Origin of the sequence: Mycobacterium heidelbergense (assembly GCF_010730745.1) — a bacterium.
Taxonomy (GTDB): Bacteria; Actinomycetota; Actinomycetes; order Mycobacteriales; family Mycobacteriaceae; genus Mycobacterium; species Mycobacterium heidelbergense.
In genome coordinates this window covers 3,617,892-3,629,773 of the sequence record NZ_AP022615.1, presented here as the reverse complement: position 1 = coordinate 3,629,773, position 11,882 = coordinate 3,617,892, and the positions used below count along the sequence as shown (strand labels likewise).

The following is an 11,882-nucleotide window of genomic DNA, read 5'->3' as shown; positions in this document are numbered from 1 at the left end:
ATGGCTGAACCGACCGAGGAAGCCGACGTAACGCGCGGCGACCGCTTCATCAAGACGGCCGTCGAGATCCTGGGCGAAACGGGACGCACCGACTTCACGGTCCAGGAGGTCGTCGCACGCTCCAAGACCTCCCTGCGGGCCTTTTACCAGCACTTCAGCAGCAAGGACGAGCTGCTGCTCGCGCTGTTCGACAGGACCATCGCGCAATCGGTGCGGGCTTGGCGCGCCGAGATCACGGACCTGGACAGCACCGCCGCGCTGAAGCTGGTGATCGACCGCATCAGCCAACAACCCGAATCGAGCACCCAGGACAGCCTCAACCGGGCGTTGAGCCTCTACAACCAGCATCTGGCCGAAACCCGGCCCCGCGAATACGCCCGCGTGCTCTCCCCCTTGCATCAGCTGATGCGCGACATCGTGGGCCAGGGCATCACCGAGGGCGTCTTCAACCCCGGGCTCGACGTCGGGGCCGCTGCCGCGATCGTCATGCAGACGATCATGGGCGCGCAGCGATTGCATTGGCTCGGCAGGGAATTGATCAGCACACCCATCGACGTCGGCCAGCTGTACGACTTCTGCAGCCGCGCCCTCGGCATCCGGGACACCGACGACGAGTCGGCCGCGCCCTCGCTGGCCGAGCTGTTCGCCCAAATCGGGATGCGCCCGGGCATCCACAACGGCGAGTTCGCGATGACGATGCCGGTCAGCCCCCACGTGGTCAACACGTCCGGCGCCCTTCAGGGCGGGCTGATCGCCACGCTCGTCGACGTGGCGGGGGGACAGTTCGGGCTGGAACACCTACGGCCGGGCACCACGATGACGACCGCCGACCTCTTCGTCCGCTACCTGCGGCCAATCAAGCAGGGCTTCGCGCGCGCGGTGCCGCGGATGCTGCGCTCGGGCAGGCGGGCGATGGTCATGCAGGTCGACATCTACGGCGACGGCGACGAACTCGCCGCGACCGCGACCGTGAACTTCGCGATCATCGACGGAGCGACGCCAACCGGGGGCCTCCGGGCCGACGATTAGGCCCCCCTACACCTCGCCCCGCAGGAGTGGTAACGTCATTACCACCCACAGAGAATCAAGACTTCCGCAAGGAGATCGCCATGCCGTCTCGCGAACTTTCCTTCCCCGTGTTCGACGCCGACAACCACATGTACGAGCCGCAGGAAGCGCTGACCAAATTCCTGCCGGACAATCGCAAGCGCGTCATCGACTACGTGCAGGTCCGCGGTCGCACCAAGATCGTGGTGCGCGGCCACATCAGCGAGTACATCCCCAACCCGACGTTCGAGGTGGTCGCCCGCCCCGGCGCCCAGGAGGAGTACTTCCGCAACGGCGCGCAAGGCAAGACCTACCGCGAGATCCTCGGCGAGCCGATGAAGGCCATCCCCGCGTTCCGCGAACCGGGCGCGCGCCTCGAGGTCATGGACGAGCTGGGCATCGACTACGCCCTGATGTTCCCCACGCTCGCCAGCCTGGTCGAGGAGCGCATGAAGGACGACCCGGAGATGACCCACGACGTCATCCACGCGCTCAACCAGTGGATGCACGAGCAGTGGTCGTTCAACTACAAGGACCGGATCTTCGCCACCCCGGTGATCACCCTGCCGATCGTCGAGCGCGCGCTGGAAGAACTCGAATGGTGCCTGGAGCGTGGCGCCCGCACCGTGCTGGTGCGCCCGGCGCCGGTGCCCGGCTACAAGGGCAGCCGATCGTTCGGACTCGAGGAGTTCGACCCGTTCTGGCAGGCCTGCGTCAAAGCCGAGCTGCCAGTCTCGATGCACGCTTCCGACAGTGGTTACTCCGAGTTCGCGAACGTGTGGGAGCCCGGCGACGAGTTCCTGCCGTTCAAGCCGACCGCCTTCCGCAGCTTCGCGATGGGCCATCGCCCGATCCTGGACGCGATGGGCGCGCTGGTGTGCCACGGCGCGCTGTCCCGCAACCCCGAGCTGCGCATCCTGTCGATCGAGAACGGCGCCGACTGGGTGCCCGACCTGTTCAAGGGCCTCAAGGGCGTCTACAAGAAGATGCCGCAGTCGTTCAGCGAGGACCCGGTCGAGGCGTTCAAGCGCTGCGTCTACATCACCCCGTTCTGGGAGGACCGGTTCACCGAGATCGTCAACATGGTGGGCACCGACCGGGTGCTGTTCGGCTCCGACTGGCCGCACCCCGAGGGCCTGAAGGACCCCATCTCGTTCGTCGACGAGCTCACCGACTTCGATGAGGACGATGTCGCCAAGATCATGGGCGGCAACCTGATGAAGCTGATGAAGGTGTCCAAGCCCGCGAAGAAGCCGGTCTCGGCCTGAGCGCGGCAACGCGCCGTTAGCAAACTGATTCGGTGACGGCCCGCCCCCCGTTGATAACCTGGTTACCTGCGTGTGGCGGGTAAGTCGCCGCATTTGACCGGGTTGGGTGGCGCCCTTGGTGGCCGAAAAGGACTGGGACAAACGCGTGGGCGCGGCCGACGATGTTCGCCGCGTCTTCGAGAACGTTCCCGCGATGCTGGTCGGCCTGGAGGGCCCCGACCACCGGTTCGTCGCGGTCAACGCCGCCTACCGCGCGTTCAGCCCGACGTTCGAGCCGGTGGGCAAGCCGGCGCGCGACGTCTATCCCGAGCTCCAGAGCCAGCAGATCTTCGAGATGTTCGACCGGGTATACGAGACGGGCGAACCGCAATCCGGGACGGAGTGGCGGCTGCAGGCCGACTACGACGGTTCGGGCGTTCAGGAACGGTTCTTCGACTTCGTCGTCACGCCGCGCCGCCGCGAGGACGGATCGATCGAGGGCGTACAGCTCATCTTCGACGACGTCACCGCCCGGGTGCGGGCCCGGCTGTCCGCCGAGGCGCGCATGGAGGAGCTGTCCGAGCGATACCGCAACGTCCGCGATTCGGCCACCGTGGTGCAGCAGGCGCTGCTGGCCCCGTCCGTGCCCGTGGTTCCCGGCGCCGACATCGCCGCCGAGTATCTCGTCGCCGCGGAGGACACGGCGGCCGGCGGCGACTGGTTTGACGCGATAGCCCTCGGGGACCGGCTGGTCCTCGTCGTCGGCGACGTCGTGGGCCACGGCGTCGAGGCCGCGGCGGTGATGTCGCAATTGCGCACCGCGCTGCGGATGCAGATTTCGGCGGGCCACACCATCGCCGAGGCGCTCGAGGCGGTCGACCGCTTCCGCGAACACGTGCCCGGGTCGAAGTCGGCCACCGTGTGTGTCGGTTCGCTCGACTTCGCCACCGGCGAATTCCAGTACTGCACAGCGGGACACCCGCCGCCGCTGCTGGTGAGCGCCGACGCGAACTCGCGGTACGCGGAACCGTCCGGCGCGGGCCCGCTCGGCAGCGGCACCGGGTTTCCGGTGCGCACCGAGGTGCTCGACGTGGGCGACTCGGTCCTGCTGTATTCGGACGGCCTGATCGAACGTCCCGGCCGGCCGCTGGGCGCCAGCACCGCGGAATTCGCCGAGTTGGCCGCGAATATCGCGGGCGGCAGTGGCGGGTTTATCATCGACGCCCCGGGGCGGCCGATCGACCGGATCTGTTCGGAGACACTGGAATTGCTGCTCCGGTCGACCGGTTACAACGACGACGTCACGCTGCTTGCGGCGCAGCGCCGCACCCCGCCGCCGCCGCTGCACATGACGCTGGACGCGACGATCGACGCCGCGCGCACCGTTCGCGCCCGGCTCCGTGACTGGCTCTCCGAGATCGGCGCCGACCCCGACGACGTCTGCGACATCGTGCACGCCGTCTCCGAATTCGTCGAAAACACGATCGAGCACGGCTACGCGACGGACGTCGCCGACGGGGTCCCGAACGGGATCGTCGTCGAGGCCGCCCTGGCCGGTGACGGCAACCTGCACGCCTCGGTAATCGACCACGGCCGGTGGAAGGATTACCGCGAGGGCGAGCGGGGCCGCGGACGCGGGCTCGCGATGGCCGAAGCACTGGTGTCCGAGGCACACATCGCGCACGACGACGGCGGGACGACGGCCAGCCTGACGCACCGCCTGTCGAGGCCGGCCAACTTCGTCACCGACACGGTGGTGGGCCGGTCAACCCACCAGCGGCCGGTCAGCTCCGAATTCGTCTCCCTGGTCCGCGACGCAGGCCGCATCGTCGTCAGCGGCGAGGTGGACTCCATCACCGCATCCACCCTGGATCGCCAGATCGCGGTCGAAAGCCGTTCCGGCATAGCACCTTTGATGATCGACCTGAGCGGGGTCACCCATCTCGGATCCGCGGGTGTGAACGCGCTGGCCGCCGCCCGTGACCGGGCGCTCCGACAGGGCGGCGAATGCGTGTTGATAGCCCCGCCCGGAAGCCCGGCGCATCACGTCTTGTCGCTGGTCCAGATGCCCGTCGCCGTCGACCCCGAGGAGGACGTCTTCGGCGACGAGTAGGGCGGCCCGCGGTCAGCGGTCCCGGCCGTGGCGAACCTGATTGAACGGCACCCCGCGGTCGGCGGCGTATTCCCGCGGGAAGCCCAGCACCCGTTCGCCGATGACGTTGCGGGCCATCTCCGTGGTGCCGCCGCCGATGGCGACGTTCTGCCGGGACAGGTACCGCAGCCCCGCTTCGAGGCCCTCGCCGGCTTCCCCCACCACGCCGGCGACCCCCGCGATCGCCAGCGCCGTATCCATGTCCAAAGTCACGGTCTCGGAATGGAAAAGCCTGATGAGCGTTCCGGCGGCCGGCGGCAGCGCGCCAGCGCGGACGCTGCGGTTCACGTGGTCGATCAACTGCTCGGCCACCGCGCGGTGCACCAGCACCCGGCCAGCCATCTCGCCGGCGCGCTCGTTGTCCGCCTGGCCGATCTTCTCGGCAAGGGCAACGTAGTCAACGGGATTCGCGGTGCCACCCTCGTTGCCGCTGCCGCTGGCGAACTCGGAGCCCTGCCCCACCGCCCGGCGTTCGTGATACAGCTGCCGCGAGGCCACCGCCCAGCCGCCGTTGACCCCGCCGACGACGGCGTCGTCGCCGACGTCCACCCCGTCCAGGAACTCCTCGCAGAACTCGGTGGATCCGCTCAGCATGGTGATGCGCCGCAACGTGATTCCCGGATGGGCGATGGGCACCAGGAACATGGTCAGGCCCTCGTGCTTGGGCACCTCCCAGTCGGTGCGGGCCAGACACAGCCCGTAGTCGGCGGCGAACGCGCTGGTGCTCCAGGTCTTGGCGCCGTCGATCACCCAACGGTCGCCCCGGCGCTCGGCCCGGGTGAGGACGCCGGCCAGGTCCGATCCGCCGCTGGGTTCGGACAATAGCTGCACCAGCACCTCGTCGCCGCGCAGGGCGGCGGCGACGTGCCGCGTCTTCTGCTCCTCGCTGCCCGTGTCGAGCAGTGTGGCACAGCAGATGGTGAACGTCGGGGTGTTGAGGATCAACGGCATTTCGTAGCCGAGGGATTCGGCGTCGAATGCCTTCTGGTACGCGTAATCCAGACCCAGGCCGCCGTACTCGCGCGGGAAGCAGATGCCGGCAAATCCGCCTTCGTGGAGCCGCTTCTGCAGTTCTCGGGCCCTGTCCCAGGACCGTTGGTCGTCGCGTGGGGCGGGCGGCGGGGACTCGGGGTCGATGGCGGGCATGTTGTCGGCCAACCACGCCCGCGCGCGGGCGGCGAACTCTGCGACGGATTCGGTCATCTCGCGGATCGGCCCGCCTTCTCCGACTCGTACACCCTCAGGTTGTGTTCCTCGGGCGTGCCAAACATGGAGCGGTACAACGTCACTCGCCTCAGGTACAGGTGCAGGTCGTGTTCCCAGGTGACGCCGATGCCGCCGTGCATCTGCACGCACGCCTGAACCATCCGGCCGGCCATCTCGCCGACGTAGGACTTGGCGATGCTGGCCGACAAACCCGCCGCGGGTGAGCGCGCGGCGACATCGGCGACCGCCGCGGCCGTCGTGGCGCGGCTCGCTTCCAGCCACAGCTTCATGTCGGCGAACCCGTGTTTGAGCGCCTGGTAGGACGCCAGGGGACGGCCGAACGTGTGCCGGTCCAGCGCCCACGCGGCGGTGAAGTCGAACACCGTCTGCAGGATGCCGACCACCTCGGCGCACTGCAGCACCTGGGCGAGCTGGCCCTGCCGGTCGATCAGCGCGGGGGTCTCCGCCGCGCCGCCGACCACCGCGGACGGCTCCACGGTCACACCGTCGAAATGCACCCGCGCGTATCGCTTGACCAGGTCCACCGACTGCTGGGGCTCGATCCGTACGCCCGGCGCGTCCGTCGGGACCAGGAACTGCCGAATCTCGGAGGCGTGCGGGCCACACCGCGCCGCGACCAGCAGCACCGCGCTTTCGGCCCCCGCCTCGACCCGGTCCTTGGTGCCGTCGATGCGGAAGCCGGTCTCGGTCCGGGTGGCCGTCACCGACGGATCCAGCGGCGCCCAGCCCCGGCCGGGCTCGGCGACCGCCCACGACGCCACCGTTTCGCCGGAGATCAGCGACTCGATGGTGCCGGCGTGCGCTTGCGGGTCCGCGCAGTCGACGAGCGCCGCGAGCACGACGCTGACCGGATACAGCGGTCCGGGTGCCACGGTCTTGCCGAGTTGTTCGGCGACCATGGCCAGATCCTCGACGCCGCTGACCGAGACGCTGCCGCCGCCCAGATCCTCGGGAACCAGCAGGGCCGTCCATCCGAGTTCGGCGGCGCGCCGCCACCATTGCGGATCGAAGGATTCCCCCGCGGCGTGCAGTTCCCGGACGCGACGCAGCGACGCTTCTTTGTGGAGAAAGGCCTGGGTTGTGGAAGCGAAGAGTATCTTTTCGGGAGAGTCGACAGCGGTCATGATGCCGGAAGGTTCCTGAGGTGGTTGATCATCCGCCTGATCGGTTCTCGTCGAAGTTCGCCGGAGACTTCGATGTTAGCAATGGGCGATACGGTAAGAGATACCGGAGTGCAGTCGATAATGATGGTGACGAGCGGTAGACGCGATGGCTGAGACGAACGAACCGTCGGAGGCCGACGCCAGGGCGTTGCTCGAAGAAGCCGAGGCGGAAGCCGCCGCGGCCGAGGCGGTGGCCGCCGCAGCGCAGGCCCGCGCCCGCGCCGCCCGGGCGCGACGCGAAGCCCTCGGCCTGCCCGACCCGGCCGAGTATTACGCCGACGAAGGCGCCGAAGGCGCCCAAGACGCCGAAGAAGGCGAGGACGGCGAGGACTATTACGACGAGGACTACGACGAATCGGCCGCCGAGTATTACGAGGAACCCGTCGCGGAGCGGGCCGGATGGCGACGCTGGGTGCCGGCGATCGCCGTGGTGGTCGCGATCGCGCTCAGCTGTGTTTTTGTCGGTGTCAGCGCATACATGGCGCTGCAGCACCGTGACACCACCAAGCACCGACAGCGGGAAGCGGCGTTCGTTGCCGGGGCCAAACAGGGCACCCTCAATCTGATCTCCCTCGACTTCAACAAAGCCAAGGAAGACGTCCAGCGCGTGATCGACAACTCCACCGGCCAATTCAAAGACGACTTCCAACAGCGGGCCAACGACTTCATATCGGTGGTTACGCAGTCGAAAGCGGTCACCGAAGGAACGGTGAACGCCGCCGCCCTCGAATCCATGAACGGAGACTCCGCGGTGGTACTGGTCTCGGCGACCTCGCAGATCACCAATTCCCCACCCGGGAAGGACGAACCGCCGCGAATATGGCGGCTCAGGGTGACCGTTGCGGAAGCCGGCGGGCAGTACAAGATGTCGAAAGTTGAGTACGTACCGTGACCGACGAAGTGCGCGACACAACCGCTGTTGCGGCCGAGACCGATTCGGACGCACCAGAAGCCACGTCCGAGGTCGACGACTCGGACACCGCCGAGGCGGAGGACGAGGCGGAGGCGGAGGCCCCCGCGCCGCCCGAACGCCCGCGACGCGTCCTGCCGCCCAGGCTGCGCAAAATCCTTCCCGTGGCTGCGATTTTGCTCCTGTTGATCTCCGGCGGCGTGGCCACGTGGCTGTACTTCAAGCAGTACCGGCCCGACCAACAGACCGACGCGGGCGTCGGCCAGGCGGTGGTCGGCGCCGCGTCCGACGGGACGGCGGCGTTGCTGTCCTATTCGTATGACTCGTTGGACAAAGACTTCGCCGCCGCCCGGTCACACCTGGGCGGGGATTTCCTGTCCTACTACGACAACTTCTCCCAGCAGAGTGTGGCCCCGATGGCCAAACAGAAGTCGATGAAAACCACGGCCAAGGTGACGGGCGCCGCGGCGACGGAGCTGCACCCCGATTCGGCCGTCGTTCTGGTGTTCGTCGATCAGGTCACCACCACCAAGGACAGTGCCCAACCGTCCCTGGCGGTCAGCAGCGTGCTGGTGCACATGACGCGGGTCAACGGCACCTGGCTGATCACCCAGTTCACCCCCGTCTAGACCCGCTACATGGCGAACACGCGGCGGAGCGTCTGCGCGTGCAGGGCCCGGTTCTCTTGGGAGACAACCCAATCCGGAACCAACGTGTCGAAACCGTTGAATGTCGCTGCGATAACGTGCAATTCGGTGTGGACGTAGGCGTGCAGGAGCCGGTTGGCGTAGTCGATGGCTTCGTCGCGGCAGGGATCGATTTCGGAGCAGCTGATGAAGGTGGGCGGCAGCCCCTCCAGGTTCGCGCGGTGCGCCGGAACGTGTTGACCGTTCGCGGCGGCGTGGCCGAGGTAGTGGCTCCACGCCCGGCTCACAGCGGGACCGTTGAGGCCCGGCGTGCGCTGAAACTCGCGTCGCGACGGCGTCGCGTCGGAATCCAGCATCGGCTGATGCAGGATCTGCACCAGGACCTGCGGACCCTCCTCGTCGAACATGCGCTGGGTCAGGCCCGCGACCAGTGCCGCACCCGCGTCCCGGCCCATCACCGCGATGCGGCCGGCGTCCGCGTCCAGGTCGGCGCAATTGTCGACGGCGTGGCGCAAGGCCGCCTCGACGTCGTCCAGCGCCGCCGGACATGGATGTTCCGGCGCGAGCCGGTAGTCGACCGACACCACCAGACAGCCGGCCTCCCCCGCCAGCTCCACACACTGGGCGTGATCGGTGTCCAGGTTCCCGGTCACGAAGCCGCGGCCGTGCGCGTAGATCACCAGGGGCGCCGGGGATCCCGTGCGACCCCGATACAGGCGAAGTCCCAGCGGCCGACCGTCCGGGCCGACGATGGATCGCGATTCCACGGCGACACCACCGTCGGTGTCGACCGCCGCGGCCCGCTCGGCGGCCCGCAGGTTGGCGTGTTCGCGCTCGGCGGGCAGCGTCTCGGCGCGGAATTCGACTATCCCCAGCTCGATCGCGGCGTCCCGCAGCACCGGGTCGAGGCGGGCAAGGCCTTGCGGCCGGGCCGTGTTGGTTTGCGTCATGCCCGCCATTCTCCGGGAAGCGCCTTGACCGTCGCCGGCAGCCCGTACAGCGCCGTCGCGTTACCGCGCATGATCCGCTCGCGCTGGTCGGCGGGGAACCGGTTGATCGCGTAGGTCGGCGAGTCGTAGCTCCAGTGCGGGTAGTCCGTCGAGAACATGAGATTGTCGCCGAGGTCCATCATCTCGAGGTACTCGCGGAAGGCCACGGTGTCGGCGTCTTCGAGCGGCTGGGTGGTGAACCGGACGTGTTCGCGCACATACTCCGACGGGCGGCGACGCACGTGCGGCAGGTCGCCGCGGCGGGCCTCCCAGATCCGGTCCATCCGCGACATCACCGGCATCGCCCACGTGAAGCCGCCCTCGACGAAGACCACCCGCAGATCCGGATGGCGGTCGAACGCGCCGTCGAACACCAGGCTCATCAGGTGCGAGACGTACAGCAGCGGCCAGGACGCGAAGAAGTCGTGCCAGTGCGCCGGGTTGCCGACCGGGTACAGCGGGATCAGCTCGAACGGCGTCTGTCCCATCAGGTGCGTGGCCACCGGCAACCCATTGCGCGACGCTGCCTCGTACAGCGGATCGAAATGCGGGTTGCCGAAAGGGATTCCGCGGGTCTGCGGCGTCATCAGCACCTGCGCCATGTACGGGTGCCCCGCCCAGCGTTCGACCTCGCGCGCCGCCAGCTCGGGCGTCTGCGCGCTCACGCTGATCGACCCGCGCCAGCGCCCGTGCCAGTTGTGCCGGTCGAGCCAGACGTCGGCCAGCCAGTCGTTGTAGCTCGACTTGAGCACGTGCTCGGCCTGCGGCAGCTGGGCGTCGCACATCGGCTCCAACGTCGCGATGCTGACGCCGGCGTCGAGAAGCAACTGCTTGGCCGCGAAATCCGGGTCGCTGCCGGCAAATCCACCATCGGGCGGGGCGGCGTCGAGGCGCAGCGACATCGTCTTGTACGAGTCCGGGGTGTCGTAGAAATGCGGAACGGGGGTGGCGGCGTTTCCGGTGGGCCAGATCTTGTCCACCCAGTCGGCGGGCGCGTAGGACTTCAGGACGTCGGCCGAGACGGGCAGCGGGTGCACGTCGGTGTCGACGATGGTGACCGCTATGTCTTGTCCGGTCTGCGCTTCGGCTCGTTCGATGGTGGTCATCAGACGCGCTCCTTGAGTCCGTACAGCTCACTGGCGTTCTGCCATAAGATCTTTGCTCGTTGTGCGTCGTCGAGGCCGTCGGCGATGGCCTCGGGCGGCGACGTGGACCAGTGCGGGTAGCTCGACCCGTACATCAGCAGGCCGGCCTTGTCCGAGAAGTCCATCCAACGCCGCGTCTTTTCGGCCTCCATCGGCCCGTCGAACACCGAGGAGCAGAACCGGACGTGACCGGGCAGGTACTCGCTGGGATAGCGGTCGACCCACGGCGTCTGGTCGCGCATCGACAGCCAGAACGTGTCCAGCCGCCACATGAGCGGGGTGAGGATGTCGTAGCCGCCGTCGGCGAACACGAACTTCAGGCCGGGATGCCGGCCGAACACGCCCTCGACGATGAGCGCGGCCAGGTGCACGAAGTAGTTCAGCGGCATGAACGCCGCGTACCCCGGGTAGGTGTGCGCGTGCCCGGCGAAGGTGGGCGGATGATCGACGCCGTTGCCGCCGTTGATGTGCACCGCGACCGGCAGCCCGTGGGCGGCGGCGGCCTCCCAGATGGGCTCGAACATCGGCTTGCCGTAGGGCTCGCGTGACTGCATCGGAACCCCGACCTGCACCAGCTTCGGGTGGCCGGCGAGGCGTTCGCTCTCGGCGACGGCGCCCTTGGGGTCTTCGGGGTTGACGCGGATGGTGCCCCGGAACCGATCGGCGGTGTCGGGCTCCAGCCAGCGGTCGAGCAGCCAGTCGTTGACCGCGGCGCAGATCCGGCTGTTGAGTAGGTAATCGGCGATGTTGCCGCGGGTCAGCGGGTTCAGGATGGCGTACGTGACCCCCATGTCGTCGAACAGGTGCCGGCCGACGGTCTCGGGGTCCGACCCCGGGTAGTGCTCGCCGTAGAGGTCTTGCCGGTAGTCGCCGCCGGGCGCCTGATACCACTGCTGCTCGACGTCGGGGATCGACCGCAGTTTGTGGGCTTCCGGGAGGTAGCGGCGGATCTCGGCGTTGTAGCGGAAGTGCGGTTGGACATTCGTGTCGATGATCATGCCGTTAAATACACCTCCCCGTCGGTGACATCGACGTGGTAGGTGCGGACGCGGCGCGTCGGGTCGGCGACGTTTTGACCCGTGGTGACGTCGAATTCCCAATTGTGCCAAGGGCAACGGACGATCTGCCCGTCACGCGCCCGGCGCAGCCCGCCCGGCTCGTCCGGTGCCGGTTCGTTGGTGCCGCCGATGAGGCCGAGGCACAGCGGGGCGCCCTCATGCGAGCAATAGTTCACGATCGCGTACAGCTCGCCGCGCACGTTGTACACACCCACACCGAACTTACCCACGTCGACCAGCTTCATCTCGCCCGGCGGCAGCTCGTCGAGGGAGCACACGAATCGACGTTGGGGCACC

At 68.0% G+C, this 11,882-nt stretch carries 11 protein-coding genes; 5 read left to right on the top strand and 6 right to left on the bottom strand.

Annotated features, from left to right (window positions below):
• From G6N25_RS17120 to G6N25_RS17110, 3 genes are all read left to right on the top strand, one after another.
• Positions 1 to 1,029, top strand: coding sequence for a hotdog fold thioesterase (locus G6N25_RS17120; protein WP_083077532.1), 1,029 nt, complete (start codon positions 1 to 3; stop codon positions 1,027 to 1,029).
• Between the two features lie 80 nt (positions 1,030 to 1,109).
• Positions 1,110 to 2,315: an amidohydrolase family protein gene (locus G6N25_RS17115; RefSeq protein ID WP_083077530.1), complete on the top strand. Its 1,206-nt coding sequence runs from the start codon at positions 1,110 to 1,112 to the stop codon at positions 2,313 to 2,315.
• A 115-nt stretch (positions 2,316 to 2,430) separates the two neighbouring features.
• On the top strand, positions 2,431 to 4,407 hold the full coding sequence (locus G6N25_RS17110; RefSeq protein WP_083077536.1) for a SpoIIE family protein phosphatase: 1,977 nt from the start codon (positions 2,431 to 2,433) through the stop codon (positions 4,405 to 4,407).
• 12 nt (positions 4,408 to 4,419) lie between these two features.
• Here the strand turns inward: G6N25_RS17110 and G6N25_RS17105 are convergent, their stop codons facing one another.
• Positions 4,420 to 5,649 (bottom strand): acyl-CoA dehydrogenase family protein, encoded by a 1,230-nt coding sequence (locus tag G6N25_RS17105; RefSeq protein WP_083077528.1) that lies wholly within the window; start codon positions 5,647 to 5,649, stop codon positions 4,420 to 4,422.
• Complete coding sequence (locus G6N25_RS17100; protein ID WP_083077526.1) at positions 5,646 to 6,797, bottom strand: acyl-CoA dehydrogenase family protein; 1,152 nt, start codon at positions 6,795 to 6,797, stop codon at positions 5,646 to 5,648. Before G6N25_RS17100 ends, G6N25_RS17105 begins: the two co-directional genes overlap by 4 nt.
• A gap of 145 nt (positions 6,798 to 6,942) precedes the next feature.
• Between G6N25_RS17100 and G6N25_RS17095 the strand changes: the two genes are divergently transcribed.
• Both G6N25_RS17095 and G6N25_RS17090 read left to right on the top strand, forming a co-directional pair.
• A complete protein-coding gene (locus G6N25_RS17095) occupies positions 6,943 to 7,728 on the top strand; it encodes a hypothetical protein (RefSeq protein ID WP_083077524.1) in 786 nt (261 codons plus the stop codon).
• Positions 7,725 to 8,375 carry a hypothetical protein gene (locus tag G6N25_RS17090; RefSeq protein ID WP_083077523.1) on the top strand — a complete coding sequence of 217 codons (651 nt, stop codon included), beginning with the start codon at positions 7,725 to 7,727 and terminating at the stop codon, positions 8,373 to 8,375. The genes G6N25_RS17095 and G6N25_RS17090 overlap by 4 nt, the downstream gene beginning before the upstream one ends.
• Positions 8,376 to 8,380: 5 nt before the next feature.
• Here G6N25_RS17090 and G6N25_RS17085 read toward each other — a convergent pair whose 3' ends face one another.
• From G6N25_RS17085 to G6N25_RS17070, 4 genes are read right to left on the bottom strand one after another with little or no spacing between them, the layout of a single operon-like run.
• Entirely contained in the window at positions 8,381 to 9,343 is a 963-nt protein-coding gene (locus G6N25_RS17085) for an alpha/beta hydrolase (RefSeq protein ID WP_083077534.1), read from the bottom strand.
• Positions 9,340 to 10,488, bottom strand: coding sequence for an amidohydrolase family protein (locus tag G6N25_RS17080; protein ID WP_083077521.1), 1,149 nt, complete (start codon positions 10,486 to 10,488; stop codon positions 9,340 to 9,342). The genes G6N25_RS17085 and G6N25_RS17080 overlap by 4 nt, the downstream gene beginning before the upstream one ends.
• Entirely contained in the window at positions 10,488 to 11,525 is a 1,038-nt protein-coding gene (locus tag G6N25_RS17075) for an amidohydrolase family protein (protein ID WP_083077520.1), read from the bottom strand. Before G6N25_RS17075 ends, G6N25_RS17080 begins: the two co-directional genes overlap by 1 nt.
• Positions 11,522 to 11,863 carry a Rieske (2Fe-2S) protein gene (locus tag G6N25_RS17070; protein ID WP_232065825.1) on the bottom strand — a complete coding sequence of 114 codons (342 nt, stop codon included), beginning with the start codon at positions 11,861 to 11,863 and terminating at the stop codon, positions 11,522 to 11,524. The genes G6N25_RS17075 and G6N25_RS17070 overlap by 4 nt, the downstream gene beginning before the upstream one ends.
• Positions 11,864 to 11,882: the final 19 nt, after the last annotated feature.